The following is a 15,714-nucleotide window of genomic DNA, read 5'->3' as shown; positions in this document are numbered from 1 at the left end:
CCTATCCTCGGGAACCATGCCCACCCTCATTCTCGTCCGCCACGGCCGCAGCACGGCGAACACCGCGGGCGTCCTGGCCGGCCGCACCCCCGGCGTCCTGCTCGACGCGACCGGGCGTGACCAGGCGCAGCGTACCGCCGACCGGCTCGCCCCGGTGCCGTTGGCGGCCGTCGTCGCCAGCCCACTGGAGCGCACCCGGCAGACCGCGCAGGCGATTCTGGCCCGGCAGCACGCCACCTCCCCCGCGGTCCTGGTGCCGGAGCCGGGACTGCTGGAGTGCGACTACGGCGACTGGCAGAACCGGCCGCTGGCGGAGCTCGCCGCCGAACCGCTGTGGAAGACGGTGACCGCGCATCCCACGCAGGCGGTGTTCCCGGGTGGGGAGTCGCTGCCGGACATGCAGGCCCGCGCCGTCGCCGCGGTCCGTGCCCACGATGCCCGGATCGGTGAGGAGCACGGCGGGGCGGCGGTCTGGGCGGCGGTGAGCCACGGCGACATCATCAAGGCCGTCGTCGCGGACGCCTACGGGATGCCCTTCGACAATTTCCAGCGGGTCCACGCCGATCCGGCGTCCGTCACCGTCATCAGTTACACGGACGCCGGCCCGCACGTGCTCTGCGTGAACACCACCGCCGGCGACCTGTCGTGGCTGGCCGCGGCCGGTTCACAGGGTGGTTCACAGGACGGTGCACAGGTGGGCGGCGGCAAAGGGCATTAGACTCGTCACCATGCCCACCACCACACACGGATTCGACTGGCCCGACCGCTTCGTCGTCGGCACCGTGGGCCTGCCCGGTGACCGGACGTTCTTCCTGCAGGTCCGCGACCGGGGCGTCACGATGAGCGTCTCACTGGAGAAGCAGCAGTCCGCGGCGCTCGCCGAAGGCATCGACGACCTGCTCACCACCCTGCGCGACCGCGACGGTAACCCGCACCATGTGCCGGACGAGACGCCGGTCGAGCTGATAGACGATGATCCTCTGGATCTGCCTCTCGACGACGAGTTCCGGGTCGGTGTACTCACCCTGGGATGGGATCCGACGACCGCGCAGGTCGTCATCGAGGCCGCCCCGGTCGTCGAGCTGGACGCCGGCGACATCGACGGGTCCCTCGACCCCGCCGACCTGGACGAGGACGCCCTCGCCGCCGCCGTCGAGGAGGCGGAGCCCGAGGAGGTCGTCATCGTGCGGATCCCCGTCGGGGCGGCCCGTGCCTTCGTCGACCGCACCCGGGCGATCGTCGCCGCGGGCCGTGGCTCCCGGCAGTAGCGGCGCACCGTGGCAGAGCTGGAACTGACGGGGCGGATCACCACCGCCTCGAACGCGACGTTCCTCGCCCGGCTCGGCGACGGGGCGGGGACCGAGGTCGTGTACAAGCCGGTGCGTGGCGAACAGCCGCTGTGGGACTTCCCCGACCACACGCTCGCCGCGCGGGAGGTCGCGGCCTATGTCCTGTCGGAGCAGCTGGGCTGGGACATCGTCCCGCGCACCTGGTCCGGGGACGGCCCGTTCGGCCCGGGGATGCTGCAGTTGTGGCAGGAGGTCGACCCGGCGCAGGACCCGGTCGACCTCGTCCCCGCCGGTGAGATCCCGGACGGCTGGCACCATGTCCTCGACGGGCTGACCCCGGACGAGACCCCGGTCTCCGTCGTCCACGAGGACAGTCCGGAGCTCCGCCGGATGGCACTGTTCGACGTGCTCGCCAACAACGCCGACCGCAAGGGGGCGCACATCCTCGCGATGGCCGACGGGCACCGGTTCGGGGTGGACCACGGCCTGACCTTCCACACCGCCCCGCGTCTGCGCACGGTGCTGTGGGGCTGGACGGGTTCGGCACTCACCGCGGCGGAGCAGGACGCGGTGGCGGGCGTCCGCACCGCACTGGACGCCGACTTCGGTGCACGGCTCGGTGAGCTGCTGTCCGCCGACGAGGTCGTGGCCCTGGCCCGGCGCTGCGAGGTGCTGCTGGCGGAGCCGGTCTTCCCCGGTCCCGCCGGCGACATGCCCGCGGTCCCCTGGCCGGTGTTCTAGAACAGCTCGACGAGTCCCTCGACCAGCAGGGTCCCCGCCCCGGCGAAGGCGAGCAGCGTCGCCAGTTTCCGCATCCCCTCACTCGACATCCGGTCGTTGAGCCGGTCGCCGAACCACGCCCCGATGAAGATCGTCACGAGCGCCACCGCCCAGATCCACCACGGCAGTCCGCCCACGTCCACACCGCCCAGGACGATGAGCTTGACGACGAAGGAGACGGTGTTGGCGATGAGGATCACCGGGTGCAGCGTCGCTACGAAGTCGCGGTAGTCCCAGCCGGTGATCCGCGAGTAGATGGTGAACGCGGGCGCGGCGATGCCCACCAGCGTGCTCATGAATCCCCCGGCCACACCGGTGACGACCATGGGCACGCGGGCCCGGGGGCTGATCCGCGGCCGCTCGGTCTTCACCATCGTCACACCCAGCGCCGCCATGACCAGCAGGCCGACGGTGATGAGCAGCCAGGGGCCGTCGATCGCGGTGACGACGAAGGCCGCCGGCACGGAGCCGAGCACCAGGCCGCCGGCGAGGTAGCCGAAGCGCCGCCAGTCGGTCCTGGCGCGCACCGCCCAGGCGTTGTTCGCCGCGTTGACGACCGACAGACCGTTGACCACGGTCACTCCCGCGGCCGGGCCGAGTGCCACCGAGAGGACCGGCCCGGCGACGAGGCCGAGGCCCATGCCGGTGATGCGTTGGAGGACCGCGCCGATGAGGACGGCGGCGATCAGGACGACAGCGACGGTGAGCACGGGGTAAGACGCTAGTCCCTACCCGGTCACCGCCACCGAGGCACCCACCGCGATGACGGACACACCGCCGGCCCGCTGCACCGCGGTCATCCGTTTCGCCGAGCCGGTGAGCCAGCCGCGGGCGGTGGCGGCGGTGAGCGCCCACAGGCTGTCGCACACCAGGCCGACGGACAGCGGGACGAGGCCGAGCAGGATCATCTGCAGCACCATGTTGCCGGCGTCCGGATTCATGAACTGCGGGACGATGACGGTGAACATCACGAGGTTCTTCGGGTTGGTGAATCCGACGAGCGCCCCGGCGCGGACCGCCTTCCACCGGGAGGACGCCCCCTCGACCCGTCCGGCCTCCGGCTCCCCCACCGGTCCGGCGTGCCGGACCGCCTGGATGCCCAACCAGATGAGGAACAGCACCCCGCCCCATTTGAAGACCTGGAACAGCAGGTCCCAGCGTTCGAGCAGCGGCCCCAGGCCGACGGCGACGAGAACGCCCGCGGTGTAGCAGCCCAGCGCATTGCCGACCGCGGTGAGCAGGGCGACGTTGCGGCCGTGGCTCAGCGCGCGGCCGACCACGAACATGACGGAGGGGCCGGGGACGGCGATGAGGACCACGCAGGCCAGGATCATGGCGCCGAGCTGGGAGACGGTGATCACGCCTGCCAGGATAGCTGTCGGGCGGTCCGGCTCAGAACAGTGCGGCGGCGATCCTCCCGCGGGCCCGTCGTGCGGCGGGCGCGTCCCGGTCCAGCAGCCGGCAGAGTTCGACGGTCCGGGCGCGGAGGTCCTCTCCCCCGCCCTGTGCCGCCAGGGCCGCCGACAGCAGGTCCACCGCCTCGGCCGGGCGGTCGAGCAGGACGAGGACGTCCGCCGCCCGCAGCAGCCGTGGCACCTCCACCGTCGCTCCGGTGCGCGCATCCGCGACAGCGGCGAGGACCGCGGCGCGGTCCATGTCCTTCGTCCGCGCGAGCACGGCCACCGCGGCCTGGGCCTGGCGGAGGACCGCGGTGGCCGTCGGCCCCGGGTTCTCGGCGAGCATCCGGTCGTAGACCCTCACCGCCTGCGCGGCGTCCCCTTCGCCGACGAGCCGCGCAGCCTCCGCCATCCGTGGATCGGCGGTGACGTCTGCGGTCTCTGCACGGCCGGAGCCGGTCCCGGCGACCACCGTGTCCGCCGGAAGCCCCGCCAGTCGCGGGGTCACCTGCGCCACCACCTGCCCGATCCAGTCACCGCAGTCCACGCCGTCGGCACCGGACGCGTCGGCGGGCGTCCAGACGGCGACACCGGTCCCGTCGGCGATCACGCTGACCGACGGCAGGGACGCCGGCCGCAGCCGCCCGACGATTGCGGGGAACCGGTCGGCGTCGACGATGCCGAGGATCCACTGCAGTCCCGCGTCCCCGGCCCGTGCCACCAGATCGCGGCGCAGCGCCGACGTCCCGGGGTCGACCGGGGACCCGATCAGCAGGACGACCGGGATCTGCGCGGACCGGGCGATGACCTCGGACTCCAGGGAGAACGGGGTGACCTCGATGACCGGTGACACCTCCCGGACCGGCGGGGCGGCGTCCGGCGGGGTGGCGTCCGCGTCAGTGCGGCCGGGACTGCAGGGATCGTGGTGGTGCTCCATCGCCGCCCACTGTAGGCGCGCGGGATTCAGTCGCGCTTCTTCCGGCGGAAGTACACGCGGCGGCGCACCGTGGCGACCACGTCTCCGTCTCCGTCGACGACGTCGACTTCGAACCAGTGCAGGTACTTCGAGCCGTCGGCGGTCTTCTCCCGGATGAGGTCGAAGGTCGCGTCGTCGGTGCGCATGTCGGCGACGATCTTCCCGCGGCCGGGTTTGCGGAAGGTCACGTCCGCCTCGACGTCCCACACGTTGTACGCGCCGCCGAGCCGGACCATCGACATGTACATGAAGAAGGGGTCGGTCATCGACTGGATGGTGCCGCCGAACGCGGTGTTGACGATGTTCTTCGTCAGCAGCCGCGGGGTGTGGCTGGTGACGACCCGGGAGCCGTCCTCCTCGATGCGTTCGACCCGGATCCCGGCGCCGAGGTACGGCGGCCACCAGGACATGAAGCGGCGCATGGTGGTCGGGCTGAACTTGGGCATGGTGTATCTCCCTGTCGTTTTCCGTTATGCTATGCGGCATAGCATAACGGAGAGGACAGTCATGGGTGCACGGACCGACACAAAAGACCGCATGATCGCCGGGGCCGCCGCCCTGCTCGCCGAGAACGGGGTGGCCGGCACCACCGTCGCCGCCGTCCTCGAACGCACCGACGCGCCACGTGGATCGGTCCGCCACCACTTCCCCGGCGGCCGCGACGAGCTCCTGCAGGACGCCGTCCGCACCGTCGGCGCCTCCGTCACCGACCGGCTCCGTGCCGCCGACGACGCCGACACCGATCCGGCGGTGATCGTCACCGACTTCTGCACCCGGTTCCGCGACCGGCTCACCGCCACCGGGTTCCGGGCCGGTTGTCCGGTCTGGGCGGCCGTCCAGGATCCCGCCGAGTCCCCGGAACTGCACGCCACGGCAGCGGAGGTCGTCCGCGACTGGACTGCCGCGCTCGCCGCGGCGCTCGTCCGCGTGGGATACGCCCCCGCGTCGGCGACCGTCACCGCGTCCTTCCTCATCAGCTCGGTCGAAGGAGCTCTCACCCTCGCGCGTGTCCGGCGGTCCCCCTACCCGCTGGACGCCGCCGCCGACATGTGCGTCCGCATTATCGCGGGCACGGCGTGGTGACTGCGGACCGTCGACGGGCACCGACATCGACCACATATTATTAGAACGGTTGAACTATCTTCCGGACGCCGGTACAGTCGGACACACGAGCAGGACGCCACCACCGCAACTCTCTCCGCTACCGACGTCACCACGGGGGATACCGTGACAACAGCAGCCACCACCACCGCACCCGCCTTCTACACCGACAAACTTCTTCTCGCCCACGCATTCGAGTTCTACCGCCACGACATCGCCGACTGCATCGCCGACATCACCACCACTCTCGCCACCCCGACAGTCGACCGTCCCACCTGCCGGACCGTCGACGACCGCGTCCTGGAGATGGCGGTCCTCGACATCGACGGATCCTGGGCGCCACTCGCCGACGACGCCGGCCCCGCGGCCCGCGCCAAGGTCGCGGCCAACTGCGCCGAACTCGCCATCGCGGCCTCCACCACCCCTGCCGGCGCCGACGAGGTCGGTCGGACCATCACCCGCCTCGCCACCGACCCCGGGGAAAAGCCCTGACCTACTGCGACATCGGCACCATGCTCACCCGTCTCCCTGCCACGGCGGATGCCCTGGCCTGCGGTGCCTTCGGCCTCGACCTGGTGCGGATCCTCGCCGACGTCACGGCGACCGTCGGCGAGGACCACCTCGCCGCCGTCGATGCCGACCTCGCTGAGGCACTCACCCCCACGCGCGGCCGGCAGGTCGTCCCCGGTCCCCGTGTCCTGCGCCGGAGTGTCACCGAGATCGTCGGTCAGCATGATCCCTCCGCCCTGCCACCCGATCCCGACACGGACGGACCGCTGCCCGCCGACCCCGCCCACCAGCTCGATTTCACCGTCGACACCCGCGACGCGCACACCACCACATTTCACGTCACCATGACCCCCGACGAGGCGACCGGCACGCTCCGCATCGTCGACGCGGTCGCGGCCGCCCACCACACCAGCCGCGCGAAAGCCTTCGCCGAACTGGTCCACGGCGCCGCCGGTGATGTCTCGGTCACCCTGAACTGCTACCGCAACCTCGACAGCGGCACCATGCACTTCGAGAACACCTGGCTCTCCTCCGTCGCGACCGACCGCTGGACCGCCCGCGTCACCCACCTTGCGGTGCCCGGGCACTCCGCGACCGACGGCCGGTTCGTCACCGACAACCAGCGCGCACTGCGCATCGGCGTCGACGGCACCTGCCGCGGGCCCGCCTGCCGACGCGACGCCGCCGAGTGCGACACCGACCATATCCACCGTGTCGACGAAGCCGCCAACAGCAGCGACAACACCGACAACAGCGCCCCGACGACGACCACCTGGGCCACCCAGCAGCTCTGCCGGGCATGCCACAACGCCAAGACCCGCGGCCTGCTCGACTACACGACCTTCCCCGACGGCTCGACCCACGTCACGAGCCTCGGCGACGGCCACCGGGTCGTCACCCGCCCCACCGGTCCCCTGGCGGACGCCGACCTGACCTTCGACCAGCGACTGCAGCGCCGCACCGCCGCCCGCACCGAACACCAGGAGGCCCTGGCAGCCCACCGGGCCCGCACCGCCGCCGCCATGGCGGCGGCACGACAGGAAGGCAACGAGAAAATCCCCTTCTGACCGGCGAAGGAGACCCGGAATCTGTACCCCCAGTCGGACTCGAACCGACACTGCGCGGATTTTAAGTCCGCCGCCTCTGCCAATTGGGCTATGGGGGCCAAGGCGCTACTGCCGCGCGACAACCTCCGCGAGCAGCCCGTCCAGAATATCCTTCTCACTGACCGTGATGGTCTCCAACCCCTGCTCCAGGAACCGGGTCGTCACCGCGTCGAGCACCACGCACCCGCCGCCGATGACATCGGCACGCCCCGGGTGCATGACCGGGTACGCCCGCCGCTGCGCCACCGTCTCCGACAGCATCCGCCGGGCCGTGTCACGGAACCCCGCCAGCGGCAGGGACGCCATATGCGTCCGCTCCGGATCGTACGAGGCCAGCCCGAGGTGCGCGGCACACAGTGTCGTCATCGTGCCCGCCACTCCGACCACCCGCGTCACCGCAGCGAAATCCACCTCACCGGCGGCCAGTGCCAGCTGCGCGGCGACATAGTCCCCCGCCGCAGCGATCTCGTCGGCGGCCGGCGGATCGGAGTGCAGGAACCGTTCGGTCAGCCGCACACACCCCATCTGCGTGGAGTACGCGCCGCCCCGACCGGCGTCCACCACGAACTCGGTGGAACCACCGCCCAGGTCGATGACGAGGATGTGCTCGGCCGGATCGTCGACGACATCGGCCCCGAGGTCCAGCACCGCCCCCGCGAAGGACAGCTCCGCCTCCCGGGTCCCCGAGACAACCTCCGCCTGCGCACCCGGTCGTACCCGGCCGAGATGCCGACGGGTGATGTCGAAGAACTCCTCCCGGTTCGCCGCGTCACGGGTCGCCGAGGTCGCCCCCATGATCACGTCACGCACACCGAACTCCACCATCCGGTCGGCGTAGACCCCCAGGGCGTCGTCCACCCGGGCCAGCGCCTCCCCGGCGAAACGCCCGGTGGCGTCCACACCCTGCCCCAGGCGGACGATGACGTTGTCCCGGTTGAGCTCGGTCAGCGTTCCGTCGGCCTCCACCCGGGAGATCAGCAGCCGGATGGAGTTCGTCCCGCAGTCGATCGCCGCGAACGTGCTCATTCGGCCGTCTCCTCGAAGGCCGCCGCGACCGAGGTGCCGAGCGCTTCAAGCGTCGGCCAGTCCGCCGGGATGGCGGTGCCGGACAGCCCCGGATTGTTCGCCGCAGCCAGCGCCACGGCTTCGGTGCCGAGTCGGACCCGGTCCGGCCCCTCCGCCAGCGCATAGGCGATGAGGACGTGCAGGCACTTCACCCGGTCCGGCATCCCGCCCCCGGAGAAGTCCGTACCGAGATCCTCGATCGCGTTCCGCTCGGCGAGATAGTGCTCGTGTGCGGCGAGATAGTCGGCGGCCAGCGCAGCGTCCTCACCCAGCCGTGCCTGCATCGTCCGCATCACCCCGGCGACCTCCAGGCGGGACGCCTCGGCGGTCAACCGCGGATCGGTGAGGTAGTAGAGCGTCGGGAACGGCGTGCCGTCCGGTAGTTTCGGCGCGGTCTTCACCACGGCCGGGACCCCGTCGGGGGTCCGGTACGAGACCTCGAGAGCGCCGCGGAGCTTCCGCCCCAACTGGCGCGACATCGTCTCGAAGTCCTGCTCGCTGACAGTCACGTCACTCCTGTTCGGGTGCCGGTTCAGGGGCCGGCTGGTTCGGGTCGATGGGCAGGTTCTCCGAGGTCGGTTTCCCGTCCCCGTCGTCACCCTCGTCCTTGTTCTTGTCGGGCACGGTGTGGTCGGGGGTGCTGACCGACCCCCACAGCCGCGTGTACCAGGGATTGTCCTTGTCGCCGTCACCCCGGTCCTCCGGCGCCTCACCGGCACCGGGGGCGCCGGTGGCACCGGCGTCGATCTTCGGGTCGGTCAGCCGGTAGGCGGTCTCCCCCGGTTCCACGACCCCCAGGCGGACCCGGGCCTGCTCCTTGACGTAGTTCTCGTCGCGGTAGCGGTTCAGTTCATCCGACAGGTCCTGGCGCTGCTGGATCTGGTCGTCGATCTTGGCGTTGACCTGGGCGAGATCGGCCTTCTGCTGGAAGTAGTTGCGCAACGGCTGGGCGACAGTGAGCGCCATGACCGTCACGACGACGATGACGGTGAGGGCGACCAGCGGGTTCGCCTTCTTCGGCAGTTCGACGAAAGAACGGGCGAGCCGCTTCGGCGCGGCCTTGGCGGCACGGGCCCGACGGGTCCGGTTCTCCCGGGACCGCGGCTCCGGCAGTCCCGCCGGCGCCTGCTGCGATTCCTCGTCCTTCGTACCCATGACCGCCGATTCTAGCCCGCGTCCGCCGGACTACTTGGCAGTGAACCGCGGGAAGGCGGACGCACCGGCGTAGACCGCGGCACCCTCGAGGTAGCTCTCGATGCGCAGCAGCTGGTTGTACTTGGCGACGCGCTCGGAGCGGGCCGGGGCACCGGTCTTGATCTGGCCGCAGTTCAGGGCGACGGCGAGGTCCGCGATGGTGGTGTCCTCGGTCTCACCGGAACGGTGCGACATCATCGAGCGGTAACCGTTGTTGTGGGCCAGCGCGACGGCGTCCAGCGTCTCGGTGAGGGTACCGATCTGGTTGACCTTGACCAGCAGCGCGTTGGCGACGTGCTTGTCGATGCCCTCCTGCAGCCGCTCGGGGTTGGTGACGAAGAGGTCGTCACCGACCAGCTGCACCTTGTCGCCGATCTCGGCGGTCAGGGTGGCCCAGCCCTCCCAGTCGTCCTCGTTCAGCGGGTCCTCGATGGAGACCAGCGCGTACTCGTCGACGAGCTCCTTGTAGACCTGCGCCATCTCGGCGGCGGAGTGCTTCCCGCCCTCGAAGTTGTAGACGCCGTCCTCGTAGAATTCGGACGCCGCGACGTCGAGCGCCAGGGCGACATCCTTACCCAGGGTGTAGCCGGCGGCGGTGACGGCCTCGTCGATGAGGTCGAGGGCCTCACGGGTGGAGCCGACGGAGGGGGCGAAACCACCCTCGTCGCCGAGCCCGGTGGACAGGCCCTTGTCCTTGATGACCTTCTTCAGCGAGTGGTAGACCTCCGCACCGGTGCGCAGCGCCTCGGAGAAGGTGGCCGCTCCGATCGGGGCGATCATGAACTCCTGGACATCCACGCCGGAGTCGGCGTGGGCGCCGCCGTTGAGGATGTTCATCATCGGGACCGGCAGCACGTGGCCGTTCGGGCCGCCGACGTAGCGGAACAGGTGCAGGCCGGCGGACTCAGCGGCGGCCTTCGCCACCGCGAGGGACACACCGAGGATGGCGTTGGCGCCGAAGTGGGACTTGTTCGGGGTGCCGTCGAGCTCGATGAGCTTCTCGTCGATGAGGCGCTGGTCGTCGGCCTCGTAGCCGACGAGGGCCTCGTCGATCTCGTCGTTGACGAAGGCCACGGCCTGCCGGACGCCCTTGCCGAGGTAGCGGTCGCCGCCGTCACGCAGCTCGTGGGCCTCGTGGACACCGGTGGAGGCGCCCGAGGGGACGTCGGCACGGCCGATGCTGCCGTCCTCCAGGAACACCTCGACCTCGACAGTCGGGTTACCGCGCGAATCGAGGATCTCGCGGGCGATGATCTGCATGATTTCGGCCATGTGAGTGTCAGCCTCCTCGGCTGGGATGAAGCAGGGTGATGGTTGTCGGCCACCATTGTTCCACATCCGCGCCCCACCTCCCCCGGTCAGGCCACCGGCTGCCCCAGCGCGTAGTTCGCCGCGGCGTCCCGGACATCGGCGAGGTACTGCCCCGACCGGTTGTAGGCGAAGACGGCGTCCGCCCAGTCCTGCGGATCCCGCAGGTCACGGTCGCCCGAGCACAGCAGACGGGCTGCGGCGGGGGCGGCGTCCGCGATGTTCTGGGGGTCACCGCCGTCGCCGAACTGCCGCCAGGACTCAGGCAGGAACTGGAGCGGGCCGACGGCCCGGTCGTGGTCCCGGTCGCCGTCGAGCTTCCCGTGGTCGGTGTCCGGGATGTCCATGAACCCGCCGGTGCCGTCGAGCTTCGGCCCGACGATCGCACCGTGGGCGTCCTTCCCGTAGCTGCCGTGCTTGCTCTCCACCCAGCCCAGCCCGGCCAGTGTGTTCCAGACGAGATGGCAGTCCGGGTTCTCGGCGTCCGCGGTCCGGGTCCCCGCCAGGTAGGCGTCGAGGAACTCCCGGGGAATCGCCAGCTCGTCGGCAGCGGTCGCCGGATCCGCCGGCACGGCGGCCGCCTGCGGCGGGACGTTGTCGGGCACCGGTTCCCGTGCCGGGCCGGTGTCGCGGGTGCCGACGAGGACCACCCCGACGACCACGATGACCATCACCAGGGCGGTGACGACGGTGACCGCGGTCGCCCCGGCTCTCACCCGGCCTCCGTGGTGCGGCAGCGGATCGCGTCAAGGGAGGCGGCGCTGAGCTGGACGTCCGCGTCCCCGATCCGCACCGCCGCCATCTCCGGGTACGGCCGTTCCCGGACCTCCACCTCGGTCCCGGGCAGGATGCCGTGGTCCTCGAGGTAACGCAGCAGCCCGGGGTCGCGGTCGCTGATCCGGTCGATGACCAGCCGGTCGCCGGGGGCGGCGGTGGACAGTGCGACGGTGTCCGGCACGTTGATCACCCCGTCGGCGTCCGGGATGGGGTCACCGTGGGGATCCCGGTCCGGGAAGCCGAGGGCGGCGTCGATCCGCTCGATGAACAGGTCGGAGACCGCGTGTTCGAGCACCTCCGCCTCGTTGTGCACCTCGTCGCGGCCGTAGCCGAGCCGGTTCATGAGGAAGGTCTCGAGCAGCCGGTGCCGGCGCACCATCTGCAGGGCGAGCCGCTTCCCCTCGGGTGTGAGGGTGATGTCCCCGTAGGGCGCGTGGTTGACCATGCCGTCGGCGGCGAGGCGTTTGACCGCCTCGGAGGCCGTCGACCGACGCTGCCCCAGCTGGTCGGCCAGCGTCGACAGTGAGGCGCCCCGGTTTTCCCATTCCTGGAGGTCGTAGATCTTCTTGAGATAGTCCTGCGACCGCTCGGGAAGTTCGGAGACATGCATGGAGGGCATCCTACCCGAGGCCCGCCACCCCACCGGCCCATCACCGGTTCTCCACCATGTACCGTGGTGTTCCGATTATTGAACTTTCAAGATAACGGAGATAAATACTGATGTTCAGAAAGAGTGGACGCCGGGTGGCCGGCGTCCTGGCGGCCACCGCCGTCGCCACCGCCGGTCTCACCGCCTGCAGCAGCGACGGGGACGGCTCACCCCGGGTCCTGGCCACCTTCACGATCCTCGCCGACATCGCCGACCGGGTCGCCGGCGACGTCCTCACCGTCGACTCGCTCACCCGCCCCGGTGCGGAGATCCACGGCTACGACCCGACCCCCGGCGACATCCGCGCCGCCGCCGACGCCGACCTCATCATCAGCAACGGTCTCGGCCTCGAGAACTGGCTCGACAAGCTCATGTCCGACTCGGACGCCACCCGTGTCACCGCCACCGACGGCATCGACCCGGTCACCATCGAGGGCACCGACGACCCCAACCCCCACGCCTGGATGAGCCCCACCCTGGCCGCCGACTACGTCGACACGATCGCGGCGGCCTTCGCCGACAACTTCCCCGACGATGCCGCGACCTTCCGCCGCAACGCCGGGGAGTACAAGGCGGAAATCGCCGAGGTCGAGACCACCATGCGCGACGGACTCGCCGCACTCCCGGCGAACCAGCGCGCCCTGCAGACCTGTGAAGGCGCCTTCAGCTACCTCACCCGTGAGGCCGGCATGTCCGAGAGCTACATCTGGCCGGTGAACTCCGGTGAGGAGATCACCCCCGCACAGATCCGGCGCGCCGCCGGCTTCGTCCGCGACAAGGACGTCCCCGCCGTCTTCTGCGAGTCCACCGTCGACCCCGGACCCAAGGAACAGCTCATGCGGGAGACCGGGGCCGCCGACGGCGGCACCCTCTACGTCGACTCACTCACCGAGGACAGCGGGGACGCCCCCACCTACCTCGATCTCATCCGGTACGACACCCGGACCATCATCGACGGCCTGCACGGTGGCGACCGCTCATGACCACACCCGCCATCGACGTCCGGGGCCTCGGCGTGCACTACGGTTCGGTGCGCGCCCTCGACGACGTCACCCTGCACCTCGACCACGGCCGCATCCACGGCCTCATCGGCACCAACGGTTCCGGGAAATCCACCCTCTTCAACTCCCTCATGGGCGAGGTCCGCCCCACCACCGGCACGGTGACCGTCGCCGACGCCGCCGAGCACCGCGTCGCCTACGTCCCCCAGTCCGAGTCCGTGGACTGGACCTTCCCGCTCAGCGTCCGCGAGGTCGTCATGACCGGCCGCTACGGCCACATGGGCTTCCTCCGGCACCCGCGGGCGGCCGACCGTGCCGCGGTCTCCGACGCCCTCGCCCGCACCGACCTCACCGACCTCGCCGGCCGGCAGATCGGGCAGCTGTCCGGCGGCCAGAAGAAACGCACCTTCGTCGCCCGCGGTCTCGCCCAGCAGGCCCGCACCGTCCTGCTCGACGAGCCGTTCGCCGGGGTGGACACCACCAGTCAGGCGATGATCACGGCCCTGCTCCACGAGATGGCGGACGCCGGCGCCTGCATCCTCATCTCCACCCACGACCTCGCCTCGGTCGAGTCCCTGTGCGACACGGTCACCATGCTCCACGGCACCGTCGTCGCCCACGGCGCCCCCGCCGAGGTCATGACCACCGACAACCTCATGACGACCTTCGGGATGGTGGCCTGACATGCTGACCTACGAATTCATCCAGCGCGCCCTCGTCGTCTCCACCGTCACCGCCGTCATCGCCGGACTGCTGTCCTGCTGGCTGGTGCTCATCGGCTGGTCGCTGATGGGGGACGCCGTCTCCCACGCCGTCCTGCCCGGCGTCGTCGTCTCCTACATCGTCGGCTGGCCGTTCGCCGTCGGCGCCCTCATCGCCGCCCTCGTCGCCGTCGGCCTCGTCGGCGGCGTCCGGGAACGCACCACGCTGAAGGGCGACACGGCCATCGGCGTGGTGTTCACCGCCCTGTTCGCCCTCGGACTCGTCCTCGTCTCCGTCACCCCGGCGGGCACGAACCTCCAGGAGATCCTCTTCGGCAATCTGCTGGGTATCTCGCAGGACGCCCTGATCCAGGTCCTCATCTTCGGCGTCATCGCCTTCGTCGTCATGGTGACCCTGCGCCGCAGCATCACCGCCTGGGCCTTCGACCCCGCCCACGCCCGCGCCGTCGGGATGCCGACCGGCCTGATCCGCGGCGCGGTGATGGTGTGCCTCGCCCTCGTCGTCGTCGCGGCGATGCAGGCGGTGGGCGTCATCCTCGTCGTCGCCATGCTCATCACCCCCGGCGCGACGGCCTACCTGCTCACCCGCCGGTTCTCCCGGATGCTCCTCATCGCCCCGCTGGTGGCCTGGGTGAGTTCGGTCGCCGGCATCTGCCTGAGCTACTGGACCGATGTCTCCGCCGGCGGCACGATCGTGCTCGTCCAGGCGGGCATCTTCGTGCTCGTCTACCTCTTCGCCCCGCGCGAGGGGCTGGTCACTGCTCCGCTGCGGAGGAATCTTCAGCGAGCTGCCGACGGAACTGCCCGACAGCCTTCGTGAGCCGCCGGGCGGCGTCCCCCGGTGCGTCGTTCTCCAGCCCGAGCATCGGGAACCGGAGCTCGGTGGGGATGTCCGCGTCCTTGTAGCCACGGGCCCGGGCGGTGCGGATGACCTCGTCCGCCGCCGACAGCGGGGAGGAGGGCTCAGCAGGCTCAGCAGGCTCAGAGTCCGGCTCAGCCGTCGGCGCCGGGTGGGAGGGCTTGTACGGTTCCTTCCCCTCCCGGGCCCGCCCCTCGGCCCACAGCCGGTCCTGCTCCTCCCGGGACACCGGCCGCTCGACCTCCTCGAACAGGTACGGGGCCCGGGACCGCATCTTCGCCACGAACGCACCCGCGACGTGACCGATGTCGAAGGAGCCGCGCCGGTTGGCGATCTCGGCGTGGAAGAGCACCTGCAGCAGGATGTCGGAGAGCTCCCGGCACAGCTCCTGCTCGTCCAGGTCACCCGGGGCGTCGATGACCTCGGCGAGTTCCTCGGTCTCCTCCCGCAGGTAGGCCAGCAGACTGTGGTGGGTCTGCGCCTGCTCCCACTCCCCCTGGCGCAGTGCCCGGGTCATGAGCGCCACGGCGTCCTCGAGCTCGTCCATGACGGAGGCGGGGATCTCGGTGCGTGAGGTGCGCCGCAGTCCGGCGACGGCGACGGTGTGTTCGTCGGTGCCGACGATCTCCCCGTCGACGTACCCGGCGCCCGAGACCGGGATCTCCGGTGCGGACGCCGCCCCCGGCGCCTCGATCTCCCGGTCCGGCTCCATGGCGACGAGCAGGCTCGGCGCCTTGATGAGGGTGTCGCCGTGGTCGAGCCGGTACTGCACCAGCTCATTGGCGAGATCGGTGGTGACGAGCACCTCCGCCTCGTCCACGGTGTGGCCACCGAGATCGGCGATGACCCACCGCACCCGGACCGGCACCTCCTCGGTGTACGCGATGTCGGCGCCCAGCAGCGGTACGGCTTCGACCGGCAGCATGGCGGGGAACCGGGGATCCAGGAGAACGACTGACATAAGTGTCAGTGTAGCGGGT

20 protein-coding genes and 1 tRNA gene are annotated in these 15,714 nt (G+C 70.6%); 9 read left to right on the top strand and 12 right to left on the bottom strand.

Going from position 1 to position 15,714, the window contains the following annotated elements:
• Window positions 1-16 precede the first annotated feature (16 nt).
• Genes FSW06_RS00165 through FSW06_RS00155 form a run of 3 tightly spaced genes read left to right on the top strand, consistent with a single transcriptional unit; the run spans window position 17 to window position 2,030 of the window.
• Window positions 17-718 carry an MSMEG_4193 family putative phosphomutase gene (locus tag FSW06_RS00165; protein ID WP_010119432.1) on the top strand — a complete coding sequence of 234 codons (702 nt, stop codon included), beginning with the start codon at window positions 17-19 and terminating at the stop codon, window positions 716-718.
• 10 nt (window positions 719-728) lie between these two features.
• Window positions 729-1,268 (top strand): DUF3090 domain-containing protein, encoded by a 540-nt coding sequence (locus FSW06_RS00160; RefSeq protein ID WP_010119434.1) that lies wholly within the window; start codon window positions 729-731, stop codon window positions 1,266-1,268.
• Between the two features lie 9 nt (window positions 1,269-1,277).
• Window positions 1,278-2,030 (top strand): SCO1664 family protein, encoded by a 753-nt coding sequence (locus tag FSW06_RS00155; RefSeq protein WP_010119435.1) that lies wholly within the window; start codon window positions 1,278-1,280, stop codon window positions 2,028-2,030.
• Here the strand turns inward: FSW06_RS00155 and FSW06_RS00150 are convergent.
• Genes FSW06_RS00150 through FSW06_RS00135 form a run of 4 tightly spaced genes read right to left on the bottom strand, consistent with a single transcriptional unit; the run spans window position 2,027 to window position 4,888 of the window.
• Window positions 2,027-2,779 carry a sulfite exporter TauE/SafE family protein gene (locus FSW06_RS00150; RefSeq protein ID WP_010119436.1) on the bottom strand — a complete coding sequence of 251 codons (753 nt, stop codon included), beginning with the start codon at window positions 2,777-2,779 and terminating at the stop codon, window positions 2,027-2,029. The two genes, FSW06_RS00155 and FSW06_RS00150, sit on opposite strands and share 4 nt — an antisense overlap.
• Window positions 2,780-2,797: 18 nt before the next feature.
• Complete coding sequence (locus FSW06_RS00145) at window positions 2,798-3,430, bottom strand: LysE family translocator (protein ID WP_010119437.1); 633 nt, start codon at window positions 3,428-3,430, stop codon at window positions 2,798-2,800.
• A gap of 31 nt (window positions 3,431-3,461) precedes the next feature.
• Window positions 3,462-4,403 carry a thioredoxin domain-containing protein gene (locus tag FSW06_RS00140; protein WP_010119438.1) on the bottom strand — a complete coding sequence of 314 codons (942 nt, stop codon included), beginning with the start codon at window positions 4,401-4,403 and terminating at the stop codon, window positions 3,462-3,464.
• 26 nt (window positions 4,404-4,429) lie between these two features.
• Window positions 4,430-4,888 carry a PaaI family thioesterase gene (locus FSW06_RS00135; protein WP_010119440.1) on the bottom strand — a complete coding sequence of 153 codons (459 nt, stop codon included), beginning with the start codon at window positions 4,886-4,888 and terminating at the stop codon, window positions 4,430-4,432.
• A 61-nt stretch (window positions 4,889-4,949) separates the two neighbouring features.
• Between FSW06_RS00135 and FSW06_RS00130 the strand changes: the two genes are divergently transcribed.
• The 3 genes from FSW06_RS00130 to FSW06_RS00120 all read left to right on the top strand — a co-directional run bounded on the left by FSW06_RS00130 (window position 4,950) and on the right by FSW06_RS00120 (window position 7,120).
• Complete coding sequence (locus FSW06_RS00130; RefSeq protein ID WP_010119442.1) at window positions 4,950-5,525, top strand: LmrA/YxaF family transcription factor; 576 nt, start codon at window positions 4,950-4,952, stop codon at window positions 5,523-5,525.
• Between the two features lie 144 nt (window positions 5,526-5,669).
• Window positions 5,670-6,035 (top strand): hypothetical protein, encoded by a 366-nt coding sequence (locus FSW06_RS00125; protein ID WP_010119443.1) that lies wholly within the window; start codon window positions 5,670-5,672, stop codon window positions 6,033-6,035.
• A 20-nt stretch (window positions 6,036-6,055) separates the two neighbouring features.
• The gene (locus FSW06_RS00120; RefSeq protein ID WP_010119447.1) at window positions 6,056-7,120 is read left to right on the top strand and encodes a hypothetical protein; all 1,065 of its coding nucleotides are present in this window, start codon (window positions 6,056-6,058) and stop codon (window positions 7,118-7,120) included.
• Window positions 7,121-7,144: 24 nt separating this feature from the next.
• Here the strand turns inward: FSW06_RS00120 and FSW06_RS00115 are convergent.
• The 7 genes from FSW06_RS00115 to FSW06_RS00085 form a co-directional block, all read right to left on the bottom strand.
• Window positions 7,145-7,218 (bottom strand) — tRNA-Leu (locus FSW06_RS00115).
• A gap of 7 nt (window positions 7,219-7,225) precedes the next feature.
• Window positions 7,226-8,185, bottom strand: a complete 960-nt coding sequence (locus FSW06_RS00110; RefSeq protein ID WP_010119448.1) for a Ppx/GppA phosphatase family protein — start codon at window positions 8,183-8,185, stop codon at window positions 7,226-7,228.
• Window positions 8,182-8,733: a DUF501 domain-containing protein gene (locus FSW06_RS00105; RefSeq protein ID WP_010119449.1), complete on the bottom strand. Its 552-nt coding sequence runs from the start codon at window positions 8,731-8,733 to the stop codon at window positions 8,182-8,184. The genes FSW06_RS00110 and FSW06_RS00105 overlap by 4 nt, the downstream gene beginning before the upstream one ends.
• A gap of 1 nt (window position 8,734) precedes the next feature.
• Entirely contained in the window at window positions 8,735-9,379 is a 645-nt protein-coding gene (locus FSW06_RS00100) for an FtsB family cell division protein (protein WP_010119451.1), read from the bottom strand.
• Between the two features lie 30 nt (window positions 9,380-9,409).
• Window positions 9,410-10,690, bottom strand: coding sequence for a phosphopyruvate hydratase (gene eno, locus FSW06_RS00095; protein ID WP_010119452.1), 1,281 nt, complete (start codon window positions 10,688-10,690; stop codon window positions 9,410-9,412).
• Window positions 10,691-10,776: 86 nt separating this feature from the next.
• Window positions 10,777-11,442, bottom strand: a complete 666-nt coding sequence (locus FSW06_RS00090; protein ID WP_010119454.1) for a lysozyme family protein — start codon at window positions 11,440-11,442, stop codon at window positions 10,777-10,779.
• Complete coding sequence (locus FSW06_RS00085; RefSeq protein WP_010119456.1) at window positions 11,439-12,113, bottom strand: metal-dependent transcriptional regulator; 675 nt, start codon at window positions 12,111-12,113, stop codon at window positions 11,439-11,441. The genes FSW06_RS00090 and FSW06_RS00085 overlap by 4 nt, the downstream gene beginning before the upstream one ends.
• A 110-nt stretch (window positions 12,114-12,223) precedes the next feature.
• Here FSW06_RS00085 and FSW06_RS00080 point away from each other — a divergent pair, with 110 nt between their 5' ends.
• The 3 genes from FSW06_RS00080 to FSW06_RS00070 are packed head-to-tail and all read left to right on the top strand — an operon-like array spanning window position 12,224 to window position 14,695.
• Window positions 12,224-13,135, top strand: coding sequence for a metal ABC transporter solute-binding protein, Zn/Mn family (locus FSW06_RS00080; protein ID WP_010119458.1), 912 nt, complete (start codon window positions 12,224-12,226; stop codon window positions 13,133-13,135).
• Window positions 13,132-13,836 carry a metal ABC transporter ATP-binding protein gene (locus FSW06_RS00075; RefSeq protein WP_010119460.1) on the top strand — a complete coding sequence of 235 codons (705 nt, stop codon included), beginning with the start codon at window positions 13,132-13,134 and terminating at the stop codon, window positions 13,834-13,836. Before FSW06_RS00080 ends, FSW06_RS00075 begins: the two co-directional genes overlap by 4 nt.
• 1 nt (window position 13,837) lies before the next feature.
• Window positions 13,838-14,695 carry a metal ABC transporter permease gene (locus FSW06_RS00070; protein WP_010119462.1) on the top strand — a complete coding sequence of 286 codons (858 nt, stop codon included), beginning with the start codon at window positions 13,838-13,840 and terminating at the stop codon, window positions 14,693-14,695.
• Here the strand turns inward: FSW06_RS00070 and FSW06_RS00065 are convergent.
• The gene (locus FSW06_RS00065; RefSeq protein WP_010119464.1) at window positions 14,631-15,695 is read right to left on the bottom strand and encodes a MazG nucleotide pyrophosphohydrolase domain-containing protein; all 1,065 of its coding nucleotides are present in this window, start codon (window positions 15,693-15,695) and stop codon (window positions 14,631-14,633) included. The two genes, FSW06_RS00070 and FSW06_RS00065, sit on opposite strands and share 65 nt — an antisense overlap.
• Window positions 15,696-15,714 lie beyond the last annotated feature (19 nt).

The sequence above is a fragment of the Corynebacterium nuruki S6-4 genome, from assembly GCF_007970465.1.
In the GTDB taxonomy this organism is placed as follows: Bacteria; Actinomycetota; Actinomycetes; order Mycobacteriales; family Mycobacteriaceae; genus Corynebacterium; species Corynebacterium nuruki.
The sequence above is the reverse complement of the archived record's forward strand: the minus strand, read 5'-3'. Positions and strand labels throughout refer to the sequence as shown.

Bases quoted from the DNA above. Each gene is read 5' to 3' on its own strand.
- FSW06_RS00165 (WP_010119432.1), top strand. From the start codon at position 17: ATGCCCACCCTCATTCTCGTCCGCCACGGCCGCAGCACGGCGAACACC.
- FSW06_RS00160 (WP_010119434.1), top strand. From the start codon at position 729: ATGCCCACCACCACACACGGATTCGACTGGCCCGACCGCTTCGTCGTC.
- FSW06_RS00140 (WP_010119438.1), bottom strand. From the start codon at position 4,403: ATGGAGCACCACCACGATCCCTGCAGTCCCGGCCGCACTGACGCGGAC.
- FSW06_RS00135 (WP_010119440.1), bottom strand. From the start codon at position 4,888: ATGCCCAAGTTCAGCCCGACCACCATGCGCCGCTTCATGTCCTGGTGG.
- FSW06_RS00130 (WP_010119442.1), top strand. From the start codon at position 4,950: ATGGGTGCACGGACCGACACAAAAGACCGCATGATCGCCGGGGCCGCC.
- FSW06_RS00120 (WP_010119447.1), top strand. From the start codon at position 6,056: ATGCTCACCCGTCTCCCTGCCACGGCGGATGCCCTGGCCTGCGGTGCC.
- FSW06_RS00110 (WP_010119448.1), bottom strand. From the start codon at position 8,185: ATGAGCACGTTCGCGGCGATCGACTGCGGGACGAACTCCATCCGGCTG.
- FSW06_RS00100 (WP_010119451.1), bottom strand. From the start codon at position 9,379: ATGGGTACGAAGGACGAGGAATCGCAGCAGGCGCCGGCGGGACTGCCG.
- eno (WP_010119452.1), bottom strand. From the start codon at position 10,690: ATGGCCGAAATCATGCAGATCATCGCCCGCGAGATCCTCGATTCGCGC.
- FSW06_RS00085 (WP_010119456.1), bottom strand. From the start codon at position 12,113: ATGCATGTCTCCGAACTTCCCGAGCGGTCGCAGGACTATCTCAAGAAG.
- FSW06_RS00080 (WP_010119458.1), top strand. From the start codon at position 12,224: ATGTTCAGAAAGAGTGGACGCCGGGTGGCCGGCGTCCTGGCGGCCACC.
- FSW06_RS00075 (WP_010119460.1), top strand. From the start codon at position 13,132: ATGACCACACCCGCCATCGACGTCCGGGGCCTCGGCGTGCACTACGGT.
- FSW06_RS00070 (WP_010119462.1), top strand. From the start codon at position 13,838: ATGCTGACCTACGAATTCATCCAGCGCGCCCTCGTCGTCTCCACCGTC.
- FSW06_RS00065 (WP_010119464.1), bottom strand. From the start codon at position 15,695: ATGTCAGTCGTTCTCCTGGATCCCCGGTTCCCCGCCATGCTGCCGGTC.